Below are 24,852 nucleotides of genomic sequence, written 5' to 3'. Positions count from 1 at the left end.
GGGATCGTCGTGACATCGAGGCCGCTGAGACGTACAAGTTAGTCAGTCACACGCGCAGGTGACGGACCGGCAGTCGAGTGAGGCAGGCGATGTTCTGTGCCCGGTATGTCCCACTAGCGCCGCGGGGAGTCCCCCAATTAGCGCAGTATGGACACCGGAAACATGATCATCTTGGGCGACTCCTGGCAGCCTACCGCACTGACATGTCGGTGACTGATATGTTGCCCTCCATGACCACCCCCAACAGTGAATCCGGCACTGAAAAACTCATCGCCAACGTCATGCCGGAGATGCGTAGGGACTTGAAGATCCGCGCTGCCGAGCACGGCCTGAACGTCTCCGACGCCATCGTGAACGCGCTGAACCTCTGGTACGAGAACGCCGACGTCGACAAGGTCGACGTCAAGGGCGCGAAGTCCTGGGCCTCCTACGTGCCCGCTGGTGGCGTCGAGCGCTTCGAGCGAGAGTGTGACGCAAGGAACCTGACGAAGGTTCAGGGCATCGCTCAGGCGATCACCTACTGGCTTCTTCGCCACCCCTCCCCCGTTGACCGGCTGGTTCGACAGCCGGTCAAGCGCATCCTCGTCGGCAACCAGAAGGGGGGCGTAGGGAAGACGTTCATCGCGGCAGCCCTCGCCCAAGCTTTCGCCGAACTCGGCCTGAAGGTCCTGATCGTCGACTACGACCCGCAGGGTCACCTCTCAGCTCGACTTCAAGTCGCTGAGCTGCCGACAGGTGGTGACAGCCTCCTTCAGCACATGCTCGGTAAGGCGACCCAGCACCTTCGACGCTCGATCATCGCGCTCGAGGAAGTGCCGATGGAGGGGCGGGAGATCAACCCAGGCCCGATGTTCGACGGCCGCCTCCACATACTGCCGGTGTTCGAGGACGCGTTCCTCATGGATGCAGCTCTCGCCACGATGTCTGCCGGCCGCGACACGTGCCTCCGAAGGGCCCTCGAGCCGGTCGAGGACGACTACGACGTGATCGTTCTCGACGGACCCCCGAACCTCGGACTGGGCATGGAGCTCGCGATCGACTTCGTCCATCGCCGGCCCGGGGAGCTGATCGACCACTCCGGGATCCTCATCCCGGTCTGGTCGGACCGCTCATCCTTCCGTGCCTACAACCTCCTCAAGGGGCAGATCGACACCACGTGTAAGAACATGCGGATCGAGGTCGATCAGCTCGGATTCATCATCAACGCCTACGACTCGCGGAAGGGCACGGTGACGAAGGGGTTCTACGACGAGTGGAACACCCTCCACTCCCCCATCGTCCTGGCGGAGTTGAAGGACAGCATCGAGGGTCGTGAGTCTTCGGACTATGAAATCCCGCTGTTCCAGTACGCCGCTGACTGCCCGCAGGCTGAGGCGATGCGGAAACTGGCTAAGGAGCTCGCAGCATGAGCAAGTACCGGCCCTCGTCTCTCCCGAAAGGATCGACGAGCGGTCAGCCAGAGGGCGGGGCAGTTCCAGCCGTTCGAACCCGAGAGCAGGTTCGTGCCGAGTGGGAGGCCGAGCGGCAGGCCGAGCAGCAGAAGGCTCAAGCAGCTGAGGATCAGGTCGAAGCCACCGCCGATACTGATGAACACGGGGAAGGTCGCAGCGACGGCAGCCCTGCATCTGGCGAGACCTCCGGCGAGGGACTCTCCGGCGATCTACCCGACGGCACCAGCCACGGGGTTGAAGAGGCGCACGGTGATGACGCCGGGAGCGAGCTCCTGCTACCTGGAGACGATGGCGATGGGCTGGTTCAGCTGCCCGCAGACCGTGATCAGAATGGGTACGTCGAGATTCGTCCCTTCACGCGGCCGCAGAGCGAAGACCCGAAAGAACGCCTGGCTCACTACGCCCGAGGGATCGCTCAGGCCGAGATGGCGGGTCGCGCCAACGAACAGCGCGTCAAGCAGCAGAAGATGATTGTGCAGGGGCAGAACTTCCTGGCCATCAAGGAGGAGAAGCTGTGGGAGGTGCTCGGACTCCCTGACTTCGACGCTTTGATCAAGGCGCGTTTTGGGTTCGGGAAGAACTACGCCAACAAGATCATCCGGGCGGCGCCGGTCGTCATGGCACTCGAGTCGGTGACCTCGATGGAGCTCGTCGAGAAGCATCTCCGGCCCCTGTGTCCTGTCCTCAAGTCGTTCGGACCGGACGCGGTCCGCCAGACCTGGGCAGAGGCTTCACGGAAGAAGATCACGGAGAAGACCCTCCAAGAGGCAGCTGCGTTCCTCGGTTTCGCCGAGCCGGTCGAACAGAAGCCGAAGACGGTCGTGCCGTCGTCGCGGACGTCCGTGGCGGATCACGATAAGGCGGTGCAGGCAGTTCACGCCAAGGAGGCCATTCGCTCTCTCCGGGAGACCGATGAGCCGCGGGCAAGGGAGGCAGCCATAGAGTTCATGAAGATGGCTCAGGAACTCTGCGAGGAGTTTGGAATCGATCTGTCCGAGGCTTCCGGCTGATTGGCAGTTCCGACGGAGGCCCGGCGCTACGCGCCGGGCCTCCGTCGTGTTTGGTCAAGTCCGCGCCCGCACGTGACTGCTACCGCCGAAAAGTCCCACGTCGCTCCGAGAGGACCGCCCGTCAGCAGGTTCCCGGCGGGTACCCCGGGTACCCAGCGGTCCGCCGTCCGCCGCCGGCCGATCGGGTTGGGTACCCCGGGTACCCGGTCGGATCGTGAGCTGATCCGGTCCTTCAGCGCGGGGGCCGATGGTTGGGTACCCCGGGGTACCCAGCGGTCCGCCGCCGGGTACCCCGGGTACCCAGCAGGCCGCGGTCCGCCGCTGGCTGGTCGCGCCGGGTACCCCGGGTACCCAACGGGCGGAGAGGCCTCGATCGCGCCGGGTACCCCGGGTACCCAGCGGTCCGCTGCCAGCTGATCGCGCCGGGTACCCCGGGTACCCGGCAGGCGGGGGCCTCGATCGGGTTGGGTACCCCGGGTACCCGGTCGGATCGTGAGCTGATTCGGTCCTTCAGCGCGGGGGACCGGTGGTTGGGTACCCGGGGTACCCAGCGGGCCGCGGTCCGCTGCCGGCTGATCGCGCCGGGTACCCCGGGTACCCAGCAGACGGAGGGCTCTCGATCGCGCCGGGTACCCCGGGTACCCAACGGGCGGAGTGGCCTCGATCGGGTTGGGTACCCCGGGTACCGAGCACGCGGGGGGCCGGTGGTTGGGTACCCCGGGTACCCAGCGGGCCGCGGTCCGCTGCCAGCTGATCGCGCCGGGTACCCCGGGTACCCGGCAGGCGGGGGCCTCGATCGGGTTGGGTACCCCGGGTACCCGGTCGGATCGTGAGCTGATTCGGTCCTTCAGCGCGGGGGACCGGTGGTTGGGTACCCCGGGGTACCCAGCAGGCGGGGGGCCGGTGGTTGGGTACCCCGGGTACCCAGCGGTCCGCGGTCCGCCGGCCGTCCGCCGCCGTCCGCCGCCGTCCGCCGCCGGGTACCCCGGGTACCCAGCAGACGGAGGGCTCTCGATCGCGCCGGGTACCCCGGGTACCCGGCAGGCGGGGGCCTCGATCGGGTTGGGTACCCCGGGTACCCGGTCGGATCGTGAGCTGATCCGGTCCTTCAGCGCGGGGGACCGGTGGTTGGGTACCCCGGGTACCCAACAGGCGGGGGACCGGTGGTTGGGTACCCCGGGTACCCAGCGGTCCGCGGTCCGCCGCCGGCCGTCCGCCGCCGTCCGCCGCCGGGTACCCCGGGTACCCAGCAGGCGGCCGTCCGCCGCCGGGTACCCCGGGTACCCGGCAGACGGAGAGGCCTCGATCGGGTTGGGTACCCCGGGTACCCGGCGGTCCGCCGTCCGCCGCCGGCCGATCGGGTTGGGTACCCCGGGTACCCGGTCGGATCGTGAGCTGATCCGGTCCTTCAGCGCGGGGGACCGGTGGTTGGGTACCCGGGGTACCCAGCGGGCCGCGGTCCGCTGCCGGCTGATCGCGCCGGGTACCCCGGGTACCCAGCAGGCGGCCGTCCGCCGCCGGGTACCCCGGGTACCCGGCAGACGGAGAGGCCTCGATCGGGTTGGGTACCCCGGGTACCCAGCGGTCCGCCGTCCGCCGCCGGCCGTCCGCCCCCGGGCCCCGGGTACCCAGCGGGCCGCGGTCCGCTGCCGGCTGATTGCGCCGGGTACCCCGGGTACCCAGCAGACGGAGGGCTCTCGATCGGGTTGGGTACCCCGGGTACCCAGCAGGCGGGGGGCCGGTGGTTGGGTACCCCGGGTACCCAGCGCCGGCTGATCGCGTCAGGGCGCGTACCCAGCTCGAGCTGCAGGCCTTCAGGAGTGTCGTTGAGTACCCCGGTACCCAAGTCGAGCCTGAACGGGACCAGGCGTGCTAGGCACCACTGGTCCCCTTAGCGTTGTCAGTTCGTGCACGCGGGGTGAGTCGACTTGATGAGGGCCCTACTTCTGTATATGCCTCGTGGCGATCAGGGTGATCGCGAGGCGGCCCAACTTCACCCAAACGGTGGCGTCGGGTCTTCGTCGATCGTAGGAAGGCGAGTTCCGGACTCTGTCCACAGGTGGATCTCTGCACGCTAGCCACACTCGGAGAGTCTGGAGGGAGTGGAAAGTGTGGAGCGCAGCACAGGGGACGTCGTCCTGAACCGAACCCAGCGCATCCTCATAGGCGTTGTCGTCGCGGGAGCGTTGGTCATTGCGGCCATCGGATTCGCGGGATCGTACGCGGCCGTCCGCGAGCTGGCTGAACAGAAGGGGTTCGGAGCCTTCGCGACCGTCTTCCCGATCGGGGTGGACGCGGGGATCGCAGTCTTGCTCGCGCTGGACCTGTTGCTGACATGGCTACGGATTCCGTTCCCCATGCTCAGGCAGGCGGCTTGGCTTCTGACCGCGGCGACGATTGCCTTCAATGGCGCCGCGGCGTGGCCGGACCCCGTGGGCGTCGGGATGCACGGAGTGATTCCAGTGCTCTTCGTCGTGACGGTGGAGGCAGCCCGTCATGCCGTCGGGCGGCTGGCTGCGATAACTGCTGACCGCCATATGGAGGGGGTGCGCCTCTGGAGGTGGCTGCTTGCCCCTCTCCCGACCTTTCGGTTGTGGCGGAGGATGATGCTCTGGGAGATTCGTAGGTACGACGATGTCATCGCAGCGGAGCAGCAGAGGCTGATCTACCAGGCGCGCCTGCGAAGCCGGTTCGGTCGCGCATGGCGGTGGAAAGCACCGGTGGAGGAGCTGTTGCCCCTACGGATTGCCCGGTACGGCGTGCCGCTCGATGCAATGTCTCCGTCGCTTTCCCAGGAGCCGGATGCTGATAGCACAGTCCCGGAAGTCGCCGACCGGGACGCGGCCTCTCTCGCCTACGACGAGCTACCTCCTGGCGGCGCACCCGTTGGGGATGTATCGCCGATCGGCAGCACCACGTCGGAGGGCGGGGGAGTGGCGGTCGCGGTAGGTCCGGAGCCAGCGACGCGGGCTGCCGCATCCGGTGCTGCCGCATCTGCGTGCGAAGCCGGATCAGAGGTACCGAGCCGTCGGGACCAGGAGGCGGAGGTGGCCGTCGAGGGTGAGCCCGGCCAACCTGCCGGGGCTCCTTCCTCTACGGCTGACGCGGAGGCGCCAGAGGCCGACCCCCCGGAAGTGCCGGACGGCTCGCCTCCTGACTTGCCGATCCTGCCCTCGCGCGAAGCCGGATCAGAGGTACCGAGCCGTCGGGACCAGGAGGCGGAGGTGGCCGTCGAGGGTGAGCCCGGCCAACCTGCCGGGGCTCCTTCCTCTACGGCTGACGCGGAGGCGCCAGAGGCCGACCCCCCGGAAGTGCCGGACGGCTCGCCTCCTGACCTGCCGGCCCCGACCTCGCGCGACGAGCCTGCGGGGGAGGGGGGAGGAGAGCACGGAGGAGCTGCTCCGAAAGCTGTCGTGGCCATCGAGGAGGCGACGCCGAATCGACGTGGACCTGACATGTCGAGCAGCGTGGAGCTCGAGGCGGAGGATGTTGAGGTGCATACCCAGGCGATCGCCGCCTTGAGGTCCAACGCCGCCGCCGTGAGGTACGCGGTGGGCGTCCTCGAGTCGACGCACACTCCGACGATCGTCGACTGGCTTGCCGCGCACGGACGGGAGGTGAACCGAGGCCAGGCTCACAAGATCGCGAAGGAAGAGGACGTGCGGCGGCGGGGGCAGAGGCTGAAGGTGGTGAAGGAGGTGTCGTGAGGGGCCGCCCTCATCGGCCGCTCTCACTGCGGGGGAGGCCGAGGAGCTCCGCTGGCTGCCGGGGCCCATCAAGTCACGTGCTCGAACTGTTCGAATCTTCTCCAGGATCGATCCTAAGCTCAGGAGCCCGACGCCGGCGGGGCAGCAGATCCGGGAGGTCGGGCATCCCAACACCGCTGCCGAGAGCGGTGAGGCGGGCTTTCTGCCGCTGGCGTCGGCGCCGACGCACGTTCGGTCCGGGGCCGTCGCGCCGGCATGACGGTCCGCCGCTGCAGGGCACCTCGCGTCGGTCGTCTCCCTCGGAGCGACCCTGTCGACGCTGCGTCCGGGAGAGGCCGGCCGTCGCAGGGGCCCGAGGCCGGACTCTGTCCACAGGGCGATCTTTCTACGGTTCAGCTTGATCGTTCTCCCGCGCACTCAGCCGGGAGCGAGAGGAGCTGAGTCGTGGATTGGACGGTGGGTCATGGCGCGGACTGAATTCGACAAGCAGCTCGAAGACGGCCTGGAACAGGGGGCGATCGGCTTCGGCCGCTTCGTCAGCGGAGCCCCCATGGACGGTGAGCCGCGGCCGCCGGGCGGTATGCCGCGGTGGTGCATCGCCCTGGTGCGGCTCCTGCTGCTGGCCTGGGCGGGATGGGCCGCGTGGATGTGGTGGTGGGTGGAGGATCACGACCGGGTGATCCGGGTGTCGATCGCCGTCGGCGCAGCGGCTGTTCCGGTCGCGATCATCGCCGCGATACGCGGCCGCGGGCGGCGCAACCACATGCGCAGCCTGGTGGTGCCGATGTCCTTGGCGCTGAAGGACCTGCTCTCCGGCTGGGACGACCACCAGCGGCTGCGCGCGCTGAACATCCCGATCGACCGCTCCTTCGTGTCCATCCGGCTTCCCGACGGCTGGCACGATCCGAGCGACTTCAAGGAGCAGATGCGCAAGCTCATCCAGGAGCGGATGGGCACACCGGACAAGGTGTGGTCGGGGGAGTGGAACCTCAAAAACCACCCCTTCAACGTGACGTTCACCCCGAAGAAGCCGAAGCCGAAGCTGGAGCCGCCCGAGCGGGTCGACTTCTTCAGCGACGTGGTGCAGAAGGCCATCGCCGCGTGCAAGCCGGGGCAGCTGGTGCTGGGTATCGACGAGCGGCAGCGCCCGATCATCAAGGAGATGACCGGCGAAACCGCCATGTGGGCCCTGTCGGTGGGCTCCGGAGGCGGTAAGTCGTCGTTCCTGCAGATGGTGATCACGCAGCTTGTACGGCAGCGCGCCACGGTCATCGGCATCGACGTCAAGATGGCGAGCATCAACTGCTTCGAGAACGTCGAGGGAGTTCACCTCTTCACCGACCCGGGGAATATCGGCGACATGAGGTCGGCAATTTCCTGGGCCGCGAGGGAAGTTGAGGCCCGGAACTATGTGAAGAAGACCGACCCCAGAAAGGACTTCGACCGGCTCACCCTCATTCTCGAAGAGGGCAACGAATTCGGCGACGCCTCCAAGGAGTGGTGGAACGAGAACAAGGAAAAGGGCGACCCCGCCAGCGACCCGATCTGGGGCGACATCGCGACCATCATGCGCATGGGCCGCCACGTCAACGTGACGATCATCGGCGTCTTCCAGGACCTTCGCGAGGCCGCCGTCGGCAGCCGGGGCCTGCGCAACATGTTCCGGATGATCCTCATGGGAAATTTCAACGCGAATCAGTGGAAAATGATCGTCAACACGAGCCCGGTGCCCGAGTCGATCGACCAGGCCGGCCGCATGCTGATCGTCGAAGGAAACCGGCGGGTGTGGATCCAGGTTCCGTACGCCGATCCGGACGACTTCCGCGCCCACGCCCTGGAGCTGCGAACGAAGTTCGCGTACAGCACCCGGGACTTGTACGGCTCGCCGCCGGCCCGGAGCCCGCAGCGGCTTCCCTCGCTCCTGCAGGAGTCGCGCCCGCTCTTCACGGGGGACGCCATGGCCAAGAAGGAGGCGATACCCGCTGGTCAGGGGAGTGGTGATGACGCGACGGCCGTGAACATGGTCAAGGACGAGGCGCTGGAGCTGGAGCCCGGTGAGGGTGCGTCGGAGGCCGAGGAGCAGGAGCCGGAGGTGGAGCTGCTGCCGCTCGCGGAGGTCTCCCGGCGCCTGGCCGAGGAGGGCATCGAGGTCAGCGCCGAGCTGATGCGTCAGCACAAGCGGCGCCGCTCCAACTTCCCCGCGGGCAAGGTCGTCGACGGCAAGGAGCTGTTCGCCGTGGAGGACCTGGCGGACTACTACCGGCCCGCCGCCGACGCTGCGCAGGCACAGGACGTCGACGAGGCCGACGAGGTCGACGACGCGGACGGTGCGCAGGACGAGGGTGACGACGGCGGGACCGGGGAGGAGGGCCCGGGGGACGACGACGAGGAGGAGGAGGACAGCCTGAGCTGATCGGATGCATCGCTTAGGCGCCGAAAGGGGGGCCACGGGATTTCCCGTGGCCCCCTTCCTCATGCCCGCTTCGAGTTCGTCGGGCCCCGCGAATCGGCGGAACTTATCCACAGGGCAACGCTCCTAGGTTTCAGGTGTGAGCTTTCCGCGAAAGGCGTGGGCCGCATGGCGATCCGTCATGTCCGCGTACGCGGAGAGCCGTTATCGGGAATTGCGGTCGAGGAGTACGGGATGAGTGCGCTGCGGAAGATGTTGAATCTTCCTCCGAAGGAGCCCAAGGGCGGTGAAGAAGGAATTCCCGCGCCTGCTGACCACGTGCCGGAGGGGCCGGCGGCGGCCGGCGGGGAGGTGAAGGAGGCGCGGACGCCGGCCGCGCTCGCCTGGGCGGAGGAGGAGGAGTCCTCGGGACGCTCGGCGGTCCGGAAGGCCGGCCGGATCGCGATCTGGCTGGTGATCTTCCTCGCCGCGTTCACGGGTGTCAGGACGTGGATCTTCCCGGCCAAGCCGCCGGCGCCTGTCGAGCAGGTGGACGAGCTGGCCGAGGCGAGGAGGAACAACGTCCCCGAGCTCGAAGCGCAGCAGGTTGCGGCGCGCTTCGCCCGGTCGTACATGAACTGGAACTCCCAGGCCCCCGATCTCAGGGCCAAGGAACTCGCAGCCGACCTGGCCGAGGGGATCGACCCGAAGCTCGGCTGGGACGGCGCGGGAATGCAGCTCGTCGCGCAGACGATTCCGGGGGCCGTCACCCAGGTCGGCGGGAAGCGGGCCCGGGTCAGCGTCGACGTACGGGTCAGCGTGGTGACCGGCACCGGCAAGAACCAGAGGACCGTGTCCAGTTGGCGCGGCCTGGAAGTTCCCGTCGCGCAGGGCGCGGGCCGGGTGGTCGTGACGGGCGCACCGGCGCTCGTCGGGATGCCCAAGACCGCCGGCTACAAGGCGCCGGACGGTCCCGAAGCCGACTCGCAGCTTTCCGGAACGACCCGGGACACGGTCAAGACCTTCCTCACCTCCTGGGCAGCGGGCAGCGCCGACCAGGCCGCCGCCCCCGGCGCGAACATCCAGCCGCTGGGCGGGGGGATGGCCATGGACGCCCTGGACTCCTGGGTCGTCGACGCCGGAACGGGCGACAAGCGCAGCGGCACCGCGACCGTGCGGTGGAAGGTCGGCGGCGCCCAGCTGCAGCAGACCTACCAGGTCACGATCACGAAGGTTTCCGCCAGCAGCGCGAGCCGCTGGCAGGTCGAGGCGGTCACCGCGAAGACCGCGTAGCCGGCGCCGCCCCGTCCACCGGGGGCGCCCCGCGGGCCGGTTGCTCTCCGGGGCCCGCAACACCCCAACCCATCACAACCCAAGGAGTGGATACCCCATGGGCGGAAACGGTCTCGTCTCTTGGATTCTGGCCGTCGTCGGCTCTCTTTTCGTCGCAGTCCTCGCCGTGCGCGGCTTCGGGCACTGGATGAAAAAGGAGTGGGGCGCGCTGATCACCCACATGGTCGGCGGCGCCGTCGTCGCCGTCATGATCTTCACGCCGAACACGGCAGTGAACATCCTCAAGTTCATCGGCGCCAAGCTCGCCACGGTCTTCACCGGCTGAGGCGGACGCGACGATGCGCACCTCCAGCACCTACACCCGTCACTGGGATCTCGAAACCCGGCAGCACGAGCTGCTCGGCCTGGACCTCGGCGAAGGCCTGCCGCGGACCACCCTGAAGTACGGCGCCGTCATCTTCCCCCTGTGGTGGGGGCTGTGGCTGCTGCTCTTCGGGTTCCCCCTCAAGCCGCTGATCCCGCTGTTCCTCCTGCCGCCGCTGTTCATCACCTACTTCGGCGCCAAGCGGTCCACCGCCTACTGGCGACGCACCAACCTCCTGGTGTGGGGGGTCCGGCTGAACTACCTCAACCACGGGGTGCGCCCCGTCATCGGCCGCGGCCGCGTCCCCGCTCCCAAGGCGGGGCTGCGGCTGCGCACCCAGCGGCTGGCCGAGCAGGCGCCCCAGCTGCGCGAGATGCCGGCCTTCTCCTCCCTGTTCACCACCAGCGAGGACCACCCCGACGCCGCCGAGTCCTGCGGCAAGCCGGCGCAACTGCGCCCGCGCCTGCGGATGTACGGGCCCGATGCCGTGGCCCGGGCCCGGAAGAAGAACACGAAGAAGCAGCGCCGTGCAGGCGGGCACGTACCGAAGGGCGCCACCAAGTGACCAGCCAGACCTCCATGCCGATCCAGGCCCTGCGCAACTCCGTACGCCTGCGCGACCCCTACACCCTGACCGCCCTCAACTCCACCACCACCCCGCTGCTTGGGCTCGCCGACGGGGACCGCCCGGTCGCCCTGCCCGAGAGCGCCGAGCACGTCCTGGTGGCCGCCGGCGCCGGCGGCGGCACCACCACCCTGCTGCGCTCCCTCACCGCGCAGGCCTTGTGCCTGGGCGCGGCCGTCGACGTGATCGACCCGGGCGGCACCGGGCACGCCTGGGCCCGCGACCTGCCCGGCGTGCGCTACCTCTCCCGGATCCCGGAGATCCACGATCACCTCCAGCTCACCGTCGCCGCCCTGCAGGACGGCACCGGCCACTGGGACGGCAGCTGGGCCGGGCGCCGGATCCTCGTCGTCGAGCACCTGGGCACCGTCACGTTCGGACTGCGCGAGTACTGGTCCCAGACCCGGCCCGAGACGCAGCTCGAGGAAGCGCCCGGCGTCGAGGCGCTCGGCGTGCTCCTCGCCGCCGGGCCTGCCTTCGGCATCCAGGTTTTCGCCGCCAACCCGCGTGTCGGCCTTCCTGGACTCGGCGAGGTGCCGGCCGCCGACGTGTTCCCCACCCGGGTCCTCGCCTACGGCGGTGCCGCGCTGTGGGGGCGCGTCGCCCCCGAGGTGTGGGCGATCCCGCCGTACTCCCTCACCCCGGGGCGGATGCACGTCGTCGCTGGCCAGAAGGCCACCGGGATCCAGGCCCTCTACCTCAGCGACGACGAGGCCCGCGCGTTCGCCCGCGGTGTCATCGCACCGGAGGAGGCGGCATGAGCCGGGTCTCCCCCCACGTGTCCGCACGGATGGGTCTGCCCCGCCGAAGCGTTCAGCTCACCCGCGGAGCCGGCCGGCGGGCGGCCGCCCGCAACGTGCACCCGCTCATCGGCCTCGACACCGGCGACCGGCCCGTGCATCTCACCCCGGCTGACGGGCACGTCCTGGCGGTCGCCCCGGCCGGCATGGGCACCACCACCCTTCTGCGCACCCTCGGCGCGCAGGCCCTGGCCGCGGGCCTGCACGTCGACATCCTCGACGCGCACATGAGCGAGCACGAATGGGCCCGCGGCCTGGACCGCGTCACCCACGCCGAAGAGCCCGACCAGATCGTTCGGCATCTGACCGGCCTGGCGAAGCAGGCCCGCGGCCGGGCCGCGGCCGGCGTGCCGGGGCCCGCCCGGCTGGTCCTGGTCGAGAACCACGGCACCACCGATGTCCTGCTGAACCACCAACTCGACCCACGCCCCGACGGTGTCGCCCTCGACGCGCTGACGGCCGTCCTCGCACACGGACTTCAGGCCGGCATCCAGGTCGTCCTGACCTGCGCCGCAGTCCCGCCCAGCTTCGGCCACATCGCACGCGACCTGTGCCGTACCCGCCTGCTGATCGACCCGGACACCCACACCTGGCACAACGCCGGCGTCCCCGGCGAGCCGTACCCGCCGGGCGAGCCGGTGAGCCCCGGCCTGTGGCACCACCTCACCCCCGACGACACCCGCCTCCTGCAGGCCGCCGACCTCGGCGAGGAGGACGCCGCCGCGTACGCCCGCCGCACCCCCGACGACCACCGGCGCCGGTTCGCCGCCCGCACGACGAAGGAGACCCACCGATGAGCACCACCACCAAGGCGGCGAAGAAGTCCGCGTCGAAGTTCGGCCGCCTGCTGGGCCTGGGCGCCGAACGCCTGATGAAGGAACCGCAGTTGGTGGCCGTTGCCGACGGCCTGGTCGTCACCGACGTCGCCGCGGAGGCATGGTTCACCCTGTCGGCAGCCAACACCGACCTCATGCCGGAGGACAGGCAAGACCTGGAGCAGGACGCGGCAGCGCTCGCGCTCGCGAAAGTCCTCCCGGGCTACGACTGCCACCTCAAGATCATCTGGTCGCGGTTGGACGGCGAGGACTACCGCGAGGAGGCCCGGCAGATCTTCAGCGCGGGCGACGTCGAGGCCGTCGCGGCGATGTGGGCCCAGCGCCTGGACACCCTCGACCTTCCCCAGCGGCACATCCTGCTCGGTATCAGGATCGCCGAGCGTGACTCGGCCGCCAACGCCACCGTCAAGAACGGCGTCGCGGGCGCTCTCGGGCTGGGCCACACCGGCCTCGACGAGGCCGAGTTGAACCACCTGGACGGCCTGGCCCGGCGGATGGAACGCCGACTGGAGGCCACCCCGTGGCGTGCGCGCATCGCGCCGGCGGAGCTGCTGGCCTGGGCGATCTCCAGGGAGAGCTTCCGCCCGCAGCCCGCCCCGCCGCACCTGCCCACCGTCACCGGCGCCGCCCTGGTGCGGCTGACCCAGTCGAAGGCGATCCCGCACTCGGACCACCTGCGCATGATGGACGCCCGCGGTGAGACAGCCGCCTGGGTCAGCGTCCTGGTGATGCCCGCCTTCCCCGAGGACCTCATCACGCCGGGGGAGCAGGAGTGGCTGCGCTGCCTGAGCGAGATCCGCTACCAGCACCCGGACACCGGCAGTGACCCGCTGGTGTGCCCGGAAGCCAGCATCCGCTTCAGCGTGTGGCGCAAGGGCACCGCCATCAAGTCGGTCGACAAGCAGCGCCAGTCGGCGAAGGAGCAGCGGCGCTCCGCCGCCGAGGGATCCGCCGGCGAGACTTTTGCGGAGACCGAGGAAACCGAGCGGGTCATGGAGGACCTGCGCCGGCAGATGTCCCGCGACGGCATGACCCTCCTGGAGGACCACCCGCGGATCATCGTCTCCTCCACCGAGTCCCTCGAAGACCTCCGCGCCCGCTGCGACGCCGTCGTCGCGCACTACGCCGGGCTGTCCATCGACGTCATCGTCGCGTCCGAGGAGCAGCGCGAGCTGTGGCTGGAAGCGCAGATCGGCGACATGGTCCGCGTTCAGGATCTGGGCCACATCCGCACCACCGACGCGCTCGCGGCCTCGATGTTCTGGGGTGGCAGCGAGGCTGGGGACGACGAGGGGCCCATCGCGGGTCTGCTCACCGGGACCACCCCCGGGGTGTGCCGGATCGACATCACGGCCGGCTCCTCCCGCGGTGATGCGACGACCACCGCGTTCGTCGGACGCTCGGGCCGGGGAAAGACCACGTCGATGATGCTCGCGACGCTGATCGCGGGCCTCAAGGGTGCGTTCTCGCTGATGCTGGGCTTCAAGGGTGACGAGGGCGGCCTGATCAAGGCCGGCGAGTACCTGGGGCTCCCCTCCCACCACGTCACCTGCGGCGTCGACACCCCGTCGGTCGCCGACGTCTTCCTCCTGCTGCCCCGGGGCGACGCCGCCCTCCAGGTGGTCTCCCAACTGCTGATCATCCTGCCGGAGCGGATGCGGGACGCGGGCGTGGAGACGCACCTGCTGCGCGCCTGCAACGCCGTCGCCCAGCACGAGGACGCCGCGACGTGGCGCGTCATCGAGCTGCTGGAGGCGAGCAGCGACCCGCTCGCCGCGGAGGCGGGGGAGGCGCTGTCGGAACTGTCGCGCACCCAGTTGGGGGCGCCGCTCCTCGGCAAGCCCCGTCCCGGCGCGTCCCCGCTGCGCCCGGAGCCGGGGCTGTGGCTGGTCCAGGTGCCCGGCCTGACGATGCCCCAGGCCGGCACGAAGCCGTCCGACATGACGATGACCGAGCGCGTCTCGCTCGCTCTCATGCGGGGCCTCATCGCGTACGCCCTCAACACGAGTGCACGCGCTGACCTGCGGAATCTCCCGAAAGTCGTGGCGATTCCGGAGGTGCACGTCCTCACCGGCACCGACGACGGGCGCCGCTTCATCGACTACATCGCCCGCACCGGCCGCGCGTTGGACACCTCCCTGGCGATCGACACCCAGGACCCGAAGTCGCTGCTGGGAATGGACGGCGTCTTGGAAGCAATTACTACGGTTTGTGCGTTTGAGCAGTCCACCCGAAGCCAGCAGGACGCGATGGCCGAACTGCTGCGGCTGCCCGTCTCCGACAGCACCCGGGCGCTGATCCACGGGGTCGGCAAGGACGCCCACGGCGATATCAGGCACGGGCACTGCATCGTGCGTGACCGCCGCGACCGGGTCGCCACCATGCAGTGGGACGCCCCCTCCTACGAGCTGCTGCGGGCCCTGTCCACCAACCCCAAGGACCAGGCCCAGGACCACGACAGCGCGCTCGCGGATGCGATACCCGGCGCCGAGCCGGAGTCCGCGGACTCTGTCCACAACCCTCCCGCGGAAGGGTCGGAAGCCGCATGACCCCCATCCGCAGCGGGCCGGCCGACGCCGCCTGCAACCCGAGGAGGCAGAACGCCGTGACGTCACGACAGCGCACCCCGACCGACGCGATCGCCGTCCGCGCGGCCCTCGACGTCCGCTCCGGGAGTCCGGCATGAACCAGTTGATGAAACGTTTCCGCTACGCGGCGCTGCGGGCCTGGCTGATGCTGCCGCGGCTGCGCACCCTGCTGATCCCGACGGCGGGGATCCTCGCGACCCTCGGCGTCCTGGCTCCCGCCGCGGCCGCCGACGGCCCCGACGACTACAAGCCGGGCGGCATCGGCGACATGATGCCCAGCCCCTTCAAACCGCCGGGCCAGGGAACCCTGTTCGAGAGCTACAGCCCCGACGTCTACCAGCTCGACAAGCAGCTCTCGGACGATCTGACCGGCGGCGACCTGATCGACGGCTGGCTGCACGGCTTCGGCAACATGCTGATGCAGATCCTGACGCTGGTGGGCCGGGCCGCCGTGGTGGTGGTGGGCTGGTGCTTCAACGTGGTCAGCCTGCCCGAGATCGAGGGAGCGATTTCCAAGGCGATCGGCGCGGCCGCGGGCCCGATGATGACGACGTTCCTCCCGACCGCCGTCGCGGTCGGCGGGTTCATCGCCTGGGCCAAGCGCTCGGAGTCCTCCCCGCTCGGGCAGATCGCCTGGGTCGCGGCCAGCGCCGCGATCGCCACGACCTTCCTGGTAGCCCCCGCCACCTGGGTCAAAGGCGTCGATAATGGGCGCCAGTTGGGTGCCTCCGTCGCGATGAGCACGATCGGCGCCGGGCTCTCCGGCGGAGAGTCGGCGATGCCCTTCAAGACACCGGAGCCGAAGTGGTCCGGCAATGAGAAGGACAACACGGTCCGCCGCGCGGGGGACGCGGTGTGGCGCACCTACGTGGCAGTGCCCTGGTGCATCGCGGATCTTGGCTCCGTCAAGGCCTGCCAGGAGTGGGGCGACGACGTCGTCAAGCTCGGCACCGACATGGACGCCCGCGAGGACTACCTCGCCAAGACCCTCGACAGCGAGACCGTCGGCGGCGAGGCGGTCAAGTGGCGCCAGGGCCACACCCCCGGCGGCCGGATCGGCGTACTTCTCGCCGGCATCATCTCGTGCGTCATCTTCTGCGCCCTCGTCCTGACCCTGGCGTTTACCACCCTCGCCAGCCTCATCGGCGCGCTGATGCTCCTGGTGTGCGGCGTCGCATTCGCCACCCTGTGGTGCATACCGGGCAAACCCCGTCAGTGGGGGGTGCAATGGTTTGAAATGCTGCTCGGCCTCGTCATGGTGAGCTTCACCGCGACGATGCTGCTCGGCTCGGTGATGGTCGTCTGCGTCGCCATGATGTCGCTGCTGCCGTCCTACGGCTGGCTCATGGTCTCCGCGCTCAACATCTGCGCGGCCGCGATGGCTTTCAAGGTCAAGGGCCGCCTCGACGGCATCGTCAGCGCCGGCGGCGCCCAGATGGCGGGGCGCGGCGTGCTCTCCACCGTCAGCCGGATGGCCTCCGCCCGTCGGCTGCGCAACGCCGTCGGCGGACGCCGCGGCGGCGGCTTCGGGGACATGGACCGCCACCCCCCGACGTCGACGCGCAACCCCCGGGGCTACGGGGACAACTCGGGGAACACTTCGTCCGGCACCGGCACCGGCGATGTGCGAACCCGGCCCTCCCGCACCATTCCGCCGCCCCCGAACTACCCGCCCAACGTGCCCGGATCAGGCGGACCCGGGGTCGGACCCGGACGAAGCGGCGGCCCGACCGGCCCTGCCGGCCTCGGCCCCGCAGGCCCCAGCCCGCGAGGCGCGGGACCGGGCGGCGCCGGGCCCGGAGGTAGCGGACCGGGGAGCACCGGGCCCGGGAGCACGGGACCGAGGGCCACCGGACCGGGACGGCACACCCGTCCCAGCACCGGGCCCAGGCCCGGACCCCGCCGGCCCGCAGGTCCCGGACGCACCGGGACGGGCGGGACCGCCGGACCCTACACGGTGCGGCCCGGAGCCCCCCGCCGCACCGGAGTTCCGCCGAACTCCCCGCCCGGCGCCGGGCAGGTCATCCAGGGAACCGTCATCAACCGGCCGGCCAACCCGTCCGGGGCGCGGTTCCGCACCTACCCGCCGCCGGCCGCCCCGCCGCGGCCGACCCGCACACCGGGCCGCACCCCCGGCGCACTACCGCCGGCCGGCGGCTCCCGCAACGGGCACCCGCCGCGGCCGCGCGCGGGGTCCTGAACCCGGCCCCCGCACGGCAAGTCCCGCACCCCGTCCGCCCTGTGAGATCCCCGGCGGTCCGGCCGCACCCGCGGCCGGACCGCCCCGGGGCCATCCCGCCATGCCCCGTCCGCCTCTTCGCCCAGCCCGTACGGAGCCCCCGTGACCCACGAGACCGATTCCCCCACCCCCGAGAACGACTCCGAGCGCGGCGCGTCCCGGCGCGCGACCGTGCCGCAGAGCGCGGCCGAGTGGCGTGCCCTGCTGCGCGAGGAGGAGCTCCCGCCCGAGCTGGCCGAACTGCCGCGCCGTAAGCGCCGCAAGGCCAAGAAGCGGTGGCGCTCGGCCCGCCGCGACGAACGCAACGAATGGATCCGCGAGGAGCGCCGCAAGACGCCGACCCCGGTGGCCATCCCGATCATCGCGCTGGTCGTCGCCGCGGCGGTCGCCGGCGCAGCCTGGCTGTGGCCCGGCCAGGACGGCTCGGACCGGGTCCAGAACAAGCCGAACCCGTCCGTCGACGCACCCAAGTCCCCGGTCACCTCACCGACGCCCACCGCCAGCGCGCCCCCGGTCGCCGACAACCCCCAGGCGGTCGCCACGGCGTTCGTCACCGCCTACACCCTGCGCCGGCCGCTCGAGGACGGCAGTCACAAGGCCGCCGTCCGGCGGGCGGCGCCGTACGCCTCCGCCCCCCTGGTGGAGAACCTCACCCAGCACGACGACCGCGACTTCAACCAACTGGTGGCCGCGCAGGCCACCGAGGCCAAACCCACCAAGGTCGACATCGGGGCACCGAGCGCTACGGACCGCCCGGCCCCCGACACCTCGACCCGCGTGTACCTCCAGGCCAACGTCACCCTCGACGTCAAGGCCACCACCCCCTACACCTACACCCGGAATCTGACCATCGAGGTCGCGCGCGCTGACGCGGCCTCGCCCTGGATGGTCACCCGCGTCCTCGGGCTGAAGGAGTAGCCGTGGACGAGCGCGATCTGATGCGCGGCGCCCTCAAGGCCACCGGCGTGGTCAAGAAGGGCGCCCAGATCAAGTACGGCGCCATCGCCATGGTCGTCTTCCTGATCGGCCTTGTCCTGCTGGGCATGTTCGGGCCGGCCGGTTCGGCATCGGCCGCCGACTGCGAGGACACCGGCCCCGGCACCTCCGACGCGTCCGCCGGCGGCGGTACCGCCACCGGCACGCTGCACGAGCAGCAGGTCAAGTACGCCAAGGACATCGACGAGGCCGCGAAGAAGGCGAAACTGCCCGGCCGGGCCACCCTCGTCGGGCTCATGACCGCGATGCAGGAATCGACGATGCAGAACCTCGACCACGGTGACCGCGACTCGCTGGGCCTCTTCCAGCAGCGCCCCTCCATGGACTGGGGCACCAAGGCGCAGATCATGACGCCCAGCTACGCCGCCGAGTCGTTCTTCCTGGGGCGCGGAACCAACGACGGCCTCGTCGACATCAAGGGCTGGGAGAAGCTCGCCCTGGGCGACGCGGCTCAGAAGGTCCAGAAGTCCGGCCACCCCACGCTCTACGCCGGGCACGAGACCGCGATGCGCAAGCTCGCCAAGGACGCCGGCCTCGACCTCGAGCGCGGTGGCTCCGCCACCGGAACCGGAGGTACCGACACCGAGCCGGTCACCAGCGAGAACGACAACTGCGGTACCACCAAACCCACCCCGGGCGGCAGCGCCGGCGGAAAGTTCACCGACGGCAAGCAGACCTGGAACCTCAACAACCCGCGCTCCGTCGAGGATGCCATCGCCTGGGCCAAGAGGAACGCCGGCCCCTACTCCAGCAAGACCTGGTACCAGCGCTGCCTGGCCTACACCTCCATCGTGTACGGCTGGAGCTTCTCCGGCGTCAATTACGCGATTGATCATTACCAGGTCGTGCCCGCCTCCATGCGGCACGACGGCGACCGCAACCCCCCGGCCGGGGCCCTCATGTACTGGGACACCGGACACCGGGCCGGACACATCGCGGTCTACCTCGGCGACGGCAAGGTCGCCTCCAACGACATCCTGCGGCCCGGCTACATCGACATCGTCGACGCCGAGCTCTTCGAGACCAAATGGGGCGCCAGGTACATCGGCTGGACCCCGCCGACCTTCCCCCGGGCCGGATAGCTGCAACGAGGCGCCGTAGTCGGCACCTCAGACGAGACGGATGCCCCAGGCGGCATCTCACCTGGTCAGCGTCGTGCAGCAGTGCCAACTACGACGCCTCGTCACAGCGCCTCTGCCCGGCCGCCCGCACCGCGGCCGGGCACCAGTCTCACTCGCCCCCACCCCTCACCGCCGTTGCTGTGCAGCGGCACGCACCAAAGCAAGGACCGGCCATGCCCACCAGCGCCGCACCCGCCACCCGCACCCCCGACACCAAAACCACCACCTACGGCGACGTCCTGCGCACGGCGTACGTGCTTCGGCTCCTGACCGGCGCCGTCGTCGGTCACCTTCCGGTCGCCATGGCACCCCTGGCCATCCTGCTCGCCGTCCGTGCCGCTGGCGGTTCGATGCAGCAAGCCGGACTCCTGGCCGCCACGTACGGACTCACCGCCGCCATCGGGCAGCCCCTGTGGGGCCGGATGCTAGACCGCCGCGGACACCTCCTCACCCTCACCCTCACCGTCACCGTCTCCACAGCCGCCTTCGCCGCGCTGGCCGGCATGAACTCGGTCACCTCCCCGGTTGCCGCCGCCGCCATCACTGCCCTGGCCGGCCTGTTCACCCCGCCGCTGGAAGCCGCCCTGCGCGTGCTGTGGCCGGCCGTCGTCCCTCGGCCCGAGCAGCAGCGCGCTGCCCTCGCCCTGGATGCCTGCGCGCAAGAGGTCGTCTTCATCGCCGGCCCGCTGCTGGTTCTCGCCCTCGACGCCGCCAGCGGATCCGGACTCGTCATGGGCGCCACGACGTTCCTCGGCCTGTTCGGAACCGTGTGGTTCGCCACCGCCCGCCCCTCCAGAGAGCATCGGCCCGCACCCACCACGCACGCCGACTGGCTCGGTCCGCTGCGCGCCCCCGGGCCGCGCATCCTGGCCGCCGCACTCCTGGGCGCCGGCGTCGCCATCGGGGCCCTCAGCGTCACGGCCCTGGCCCTGGCCGAACGACACCACACCCCGGCGCTGTCCACCCTCATCCCCGCCGCACTCGCCGTCGGCAGCCTCACCGGCGGACTCCTCTACGGCCGCCGCACCTGGCCCGGCTCCCCTGCCGGCCACCTTCTCGGCGCCGCCACGGGCCTGTTCGTCGGACTGCTGCCCACCCTCACCGTTTCCGGCCCGAGCGGCGCCGTGTTCAGCGCGCTGCTGCCCGGGGTGTTCCTCGCCCCGCTCCTCGTCGCCTGCTTCGCCAGCCTCGACCACCTCGCCCCCCGAGGCACCCTCGGTGAAGCCTCCGCATGGCTGATCGCCTGCCTCGGCCTCGGGCAGGCCGCCGGAACCGCGCTGGCCGGAGCCGCCGGAGATGGCGGCCCGCTCGGCCCGGCCACCGTCACAGTCACCGGCGCCGCGTTCGCGTCCCTCGTCCTTGCCGTCACCCGGCGCCGCCTCGCCCAGCACGCCCACACCCCCGCCCCGGCCACCACCGCCGAGGCCAGCGGCCGGGAGTGCGTGCGTGCCCGCTGATCGCAGTCCCGCCCATCCCGACGCACAACCCCCGACCGAAAGACCGAGCACGAGGTGACCGTGACCGACCGCACCCCCACGACCTACAGCGCCGTCCTGGGTACCCGGCACGTCGCCCGCCTTCTGATCGGCACCCTCGTAGGCCGGCTCCCCAATGCGATGGCCCCGATCGCCATCGTGCTGCTTGTCACGACCGGAGCGGACGGAAGTCTGGCCTTCGCCGGAGCCCTGAGCGCGCTGTACGTCCTGAACTCGGCCCTCTCCCAGCCGGTGAAGGCGAGCTTGCTGGCCCGCTACGGCCAAACTCGCATCTCCAGCCCCGCTGCCTGCATCAACGCCGGCTGCCTGCTCGCCCTCACCGCCACCGGCACTGGCGCGCACCCCGCGCTCGTGACGGCCCTCGTCGCCGGGGCCGGACTGTGCACCCCGCCGCTGGAGGCCGGCCTGCGCGCCCTATGGCCGACCATCTTGCGCACCCCCGACCAGCGACGAGCAGCCCTCGCCCTCGACACCGGCGCCCAGGGAAGCCTCTTCGTCGCTGGCCCGCTGATCGCGGCGTACCTCGCCAGCGCGTACGGCCCGCCCACCGCCCTCATCGCCACCGCGGTCCTGGGACTCGCCGGCTCGGCGGTCGTCCTGACCGCCGCCCCCTCCCGCATCTGGCGGGCAGAGCCGCCGAACGGGACCTCCGGCACCCGCAGCCCTCTGCGCGACGGGGGTCTGCGCCTGCTCTTCCTCGGCTTGGCCGGCATCGGCTTCGGCGTGGGCGCCATGAACGTATGGGCCGTCACGATGGCCGACACCCACCACATGGATCTGCTCACCGGCTTGATCCCCGGCGCCTTCTTCACCGGATCCTTCCTCGGCGGACTCGCCTACGGGCGCCTCACCTGGCCCGGCTCGACCACAGCCCAACTCCTCACCGGAGCAGCCGCCTTCACCAGCGCGTGGCTGCCGATCCTGATGCTGCCCGGGCCGTACGCGGCCAGCGCCCTGGCCGTGCTGCCCGGCCTGTTCCTCCCCGTCGTCATCGCCTCCTCCTACATGACCGCGGACACCCTTGTCCCGGCGGGCGCCCGCCCGGGCACCTACGCCTGGCTCATCCTCAGCTACGGCGTAGGGACCTCCGCTGGTACCGCGACCGCAGGACTACTTGCCGGCCAGCCCCTCGCCGGGGCTGCACTGCCCGCCATCGCATCGGCAGCCGCGGTCGTGGTCCTGGCCACCGCCCGATCGCGCCTCCGCCCCGGCGCACCGGTCATCCCCGGCCACACGACGTCTCGGTACGGCCCCGTGCCCAGTGAGCGATGACCACCCCCAGCCGCCGCGGTCCGAATGCCCAGGGCCCGTCACGCCAGAAGAGCGTGGCGGGACAACCCCTGTCACGGAAGCCGTACCGGCCGCTCGGCACTGTCCTCCAGGGAATCCAGCCCCACTCAGCCGCCCCCACCATCAGGCGGACGAACCTGGCCGTTGGCCCACGCCCCTGCCGCCGACGCGGCTACGGTGAGAACAGAGAGCCCGGCGCGCATCCCCCCGTGTGTGCGCCGGGCTCCGCCGTCTCCCCGCCCCGAACGGTGAGCTCGCACGCCCAAACCCGACAGGCTGCGCAGACTCCTGCACTATGCTCGAACGAGCCCTGTGCACCGGCGGATTCGCCGACCGGGGCGTGGCAGGTGCCGGCAGGCCCCTGAGGATCGCAACGTGACAGTCAGGCCGCTGCGCGCACCCCTGGACGGGTGGGCGTACCGGCCAGTCCGCGTACACGCATCCGCGCATCGGGAGCACATCCATGGCCTTCCTCGCCTTCTTCCTCGCCCCCCACGACTACGACGACCTGCCTGCTCTGCTGAGGGACGCGACGATCCGACGTCAGCGACGGGAGGACCCCGGGGCGTGGAGCCTGGACCGGCTCGCCCTGGAGCACCACGTGCGCGTCGCCGCCGTCCGCGAGGCGCTCGCGCAGGGCGACCACCCGATCCTCGACCGGATCACCCCGGGCTGCCTCCTTGGCCGCTACATCGGCATCTCCGCGTGGGTGGACGGCCGCCTCGTGGACGGCACCACCGGGAAAGCGACGGACATGGCCCTGTCTCCCGGCTTCTCGTGGCCGCCGCTCGCCGTCATCGACTGGATGCAGCGCCTGCAGCGGGACATCCGACGGCTGCGACCGGCGCAGCAGGGTGTGGTTCGCGCGGCCCTGCGGTCCACGCACGCTCTGATGGACGGCGCGGACCTCCTCAACCGAACGTTCCGCCAAGAGGAGTTCAGCCGCGCCGTGCACGCGGACGCCGTGCAGCGCAGTGCGCTGGACCGTGCCGGGTCGGCGGAGAGCGTCCGTACGTCGGAGCGCAGTGTCCCGCTGGTGACGCGGACCTCCGAGGCAATGATCCGGGCGACCGGATGGGACTCCGAGCGGCTGAGCCGACTCGCCGTGCGGGACATCGCGCTGCTGGGCGGCGGACAGACCGTGGAGCTGAGCCACGCCCACGGCGGTTCCTCCACGCATCAGGTGGGATGGCGGACTGGGGCCCTCGTGTCAGCCCTCACCGCCGACCGGGCGGGGGATGAGCTGCTGCTGGACAACACCTTCGACCTCAAGGTGGGGACGGCTTCCTAGACCGCGTCCGGGGACGGCGCCGGTCAGGCCCGACCGCGCGGTCGGCGCAACTCGGCACCCTGGGACGCCGAGGCAGCGCCCGGCCAGGATGCCAGCGCGATCCGGCGCTCCGGAGCAGTGTGATCCGGCGCCGAAGCCTGCGCCCGGGAGCTGCAAGGCTGCGGCGCGAGACGGACGCGCCGGTGGCCAGGGCGAACGTAGGGTTGCGATCATGAACCGTTCGGCGGAATGGAGTTGACCAGCCGTGATGCCCCCGTACTGCGTGATCTGCAGCGCGTCCCATAATGACCACGACTACGAGACCTTCACGCTCGTACGATTCCGTGCGATAGCGCCGCCCAGCGGCCGTGAAGGACATCCCGAAAACGCCCGCTGGTTCTGCAGAGAACACGTCCGGTACACGGAGGGCAAGACCCACATGAGCGCCATCGTGGCCATGGTCCACATACGTGCGGCGATCCGGATCAACGCCCCAAACCCCTGGCCGCTGCCCAGCATGCCCTGACAGTTCGTCGAGCCGCGGTCGAACTGGAGCGCCGCCCACATCGCAGCAGGGCCCGGGCGAACAGCCTCGGCCCGTTCGCTGCGTGTCCAATTGCCCTGTTTGCCGGACATGGCGTTCCCCCACCAGGAGCCGGAGCATCGGCAGAATGCCGGGATGAGCGAAGGCACCACTCTGTGGGCAGAGGACCTGGGGATCCACCGGCACAGCGACGTCTACGACGTGCTGACCGATCGTGAGGGAGACCGCGGCAGCCCGGCGAGCATTCTGGGCGCCGGCGAGGTGTGGAATTACGCCGGCGTCACCGAGGGGTGGCTCCGTCACGTACGCGACCAGCTGGCATCGCACGGAATCCGCTACGACGTCGACGACGACGCAGTAGCCGTCCCTGCCTCGGTGTCGGCGCGCGAAGCCGCCCTGCTGTGCGCGACCGTCGTCGACGGCTTCCCTGCCTGGATCGATCAGCTGATCAGCGAGGTGAGGGCCGGAAAGCCGGACCCAGCGCAGTGGGACGTGCGAGGTGACGCGGACTCGGGTGCGCTGTGGATCGCGATGTCACAGGAGTAGGCGCTCTCGAGCGCGTTCGTCGGCCGGTAGCAAGAGGCGTCGGTGAGCGCGTGGGCGATGTGGGGTGCGGCCTTGGTGCCGGCCGTAAAACCGGCCCCTCGGGGGCCGACCGCGGACCCCACGGCCGAAGGTGTGAACCCCCTTTGACGGCAGAGCCATCGGGTACGGCCGCGTAACCCAGCAGACAGAGTAGCCGAGCCCCGTCAGCCTGCAGGTAGTTCGCGAAAGGTCCGTCACGGGCGGCCCCGCGCTGCCGTTGCGGGCGCCCGCAACGGATTCAGCAAGTC

Annotated in this window: 18 protein-coding genes; all 18 read left to right on the top strand. The window is 70.5% G+C overall.

Annotated elements, in window-relative coordinates; translation table 11 throughout:
• Window positions 1-230 precede the first annotated feature (230 nt).
• The 18 genes from OG435_RS46580 (at window position 231) to OG435_RS46495 (ending at window position 24,565) form a co-directional block, all read left to right on the top strand.
• Window positions 231-1,409: a ParA family protein gene (locus OG435_RS46580; protein ID WP_266887618.1), complete on the top strand. Its 1,179-nt coding sequence runs from the start codon at window positions 231-233 to the stop codon at window positions 1,407-1,409.
• On the top strand, window positions 1,406-2,461 hold the full coding sequence (locus OG435_RS46575) for a hypothetical protein (RefSeq protein WP_266887617.1): 1,056 nt from the start codon (window positions 1,406-1,408) through the stop codon (window positions 2,459-2,461). Before OG435_RS46580 ends, OG435_RS46575 begins: the two co-directional genes overlap by 4 nt.
• Before the next feature lie 2,138 nt (window positions 2,462-4,599).
• The gene (locus OG435_RS46570; protein WP_430625863.1) at window positions 4,600-6,168 is read left to right on the top strand and encodes a DUF2637 domain-containing protein; all 1,569 of its coding nucleotides are present in this window, start codon (window positions 4,600-4,602) and stop codon (window positions 6,166-6,168) included.
• A 463-nt stretch (window positions 6,169-6,631) separates the two neighbouring features.
• Window positions 6,632-8,581 carry a hypothetical protein gene (locus OG435_RS46565; protein ID WP_266887614.1) on the top strand — a complete coding sequence of 650 codons (1,950 nt, stop codon included), beginning with the start codon at window positions 6,632-6,634 and terminating at the stop codon, window positions 8,579-8,581.
• Between the two features lie 231 nt (window positions 8,582-8,812).
• Entirely contained in the window at window positions 8,813-9,850 is a 1,038-nt protein-coding gene (locus tag OG435_RS46560; protein ID WP_266887612.1) for a conjugal transfer protein, read from the top strand.
• Between the two features lie 97 nt (window positions 9,851-9,947).
• The gene (locus tag OG435_RS46555) at window positions 9,948-10,175 is read left to right on the top strand and encodes a hypothetical protein (RefSeq protein ID WP_266887609.1); all 228 of its coding nucleotides are present in this window, start codon (window positions 9,948-9,950) and stop codon (window positions 10,173-10,175) included.
• A gap of 13 nt (window positions 10,176-10,188) precedes the next feature.
• Entirely contained in the window at window positions 10,189-10,779 is a 591-nt protein-coding gene (locus tag OG435_RS46550; protein WP_266887607.1) for a hypothetical protein, read from the top strand.
• On the top strand, window positions 10,776-11,600 hold the full coding sequence (locus tag OG435_RS46545; RefSeq protein ID WP_266887605.1) for a cell division protein FtsK: 825 nt from the start codon (window positions 10,776-10,778) through the stop codon (window positions 11,598-11,600). Before OG435_RS46550 ends, OG435_RS46545 begins: the two co-directional genes overlap by 4 nt.
• A complete protein-coding gene (locus tag OG435_RS46540; RefSeq protein ID WP_266887603.1) occupies window positions 11,597-12,436 on the top strand; it encodes a hypothetical protein in 840 nt (279 codons plus the stop codon). The genes OG435_RS46545 and OG435_RS46540 overlap by 4 nt, the downstream gene beginning before the upstream one ends.
• Window positions 12,433-15,024, top strand: coding sequence for an ATP-binding protein (locus OG435_RS46535; protein WP_266887601.1), 2,592 nt, complete (start codon window positions 12,433-12,435; stop codon window positions 15,022-15,024). Before OG435_RS46540 ends, OG435_RS46535 begins: the two co-directional genes overlap by 4 nt.
• A complete protein-coding gene (locus tag OG435_RS46530) occupies window positions 15,021-15,161 on the top strand; it encodes a hypothetical protein (RefSeq protein WP_266887599.1) in 141 nt (46 codons plus the stop codon). Before OG435_RS46535 ends, OG435_RS46530 begins: the two co-directional genes overlap by 4 nt.
• Window positions 15,158-17,263 carry a hypothetical protein gene (locus OG435_RS46525; protein WP_266887597.1) on the top strand — a complete coding sequence of 702 codons (2,106 nt, stop codon included), beginning with the start codon at window positions 15,158-15,160 and terminating at the stop codon, window positions 17,261-17,263. The genes OG435_RS46530 and OG435_RS46525 overlap by 4 nt, the downstream gene beginning before the upstream one ends.
• 141 nt (window positions 17,264-17,404) lie before the next feature.
• Complete coding sequence (locus OG435_RS46520) at window positions 17,405-18,220, top strand: hypothetical protein (RefSeq protein WP_266887594.1); 816 nt, start codon at window positions 17,405-17,407, stop codon at window positions 18,218-18,220.
• A gap of 2 nt (window positions 18,221-18,222) precedes the next feature.
• Window positions 18,223-19,380, top strand: coding sequence for a peptidase M23 (locus tag OG435_RS46515; RefSeq protein ID WP_266887591.1), 1,158 nt, complete (start codon window positions 18,223-18,225; stop codon window positions 19,378-19,380).
• A gap of 212 nt (window positions 19,381-19,592) precedes the next feature.
• Complete coding sequence (locus OG435_RS46510; RefSeq protein WP_266887589.1) at window positions 19,593-20,876, top strand: MFS transporter; 1,284 nt, start codon at window positions 19,593-19,595, stop codon at window positions 20,874-20,876.
• A gap of 60 nt (window positions 20,877-20,936) precedes the next feature.
• Complete coding sequence (locus OG435_RS46505; RefSeq protein ID WP_266887587.1) at window positions 20,937-22,187, top strand: MFS transporter; 1,251 nt, start codon at window positions 20,937-20,939, stop codon at window positions 22,185-22,187.
• Window positions 22,188-22,668: 481 nt separating this feature from the next.
• Window positions 22,669-23,496 carry a hypothetical protein gene (locus OG435_RS46500; protein WP_266887585.1) on the top strand — a complete coding sequence of 276 codons (828 nt, stop codon included), beginning with the start codon at window positions 22,669-22,671 and terminating at the stop codon, window positions 23,494-23,496.
• A gap of 658 nt (window positions 23,497-24,154) precedes the next feature.
• Complete coding sequence (locus tag OG435_RS46495; RefSeq protein WP_266887583.1) at window positions 24,155-24,565, top strand: hypothetical protein; 411 nt, start codon at window positions 24,155-24,157, stop codon at window positions 24,563-24,565.
• The last annotated feature ends 287 nt before the right edge of the window (window positions 24,566-24,852 follow it).

The sequence above is a fragment of the Streptomyces sp. NBC_01264 genome, from assembly GCF_026340675.1.
In the GTDB taxonomy this organism is placed as follows: Bacteria; Actinomycetota; Actinomycetes; order Streptomycetales; family Streptomycetaceae; genus Streptomyces.
This window is presented reverse-complemented; position numbering and strand designations above follow the sequence as displayed.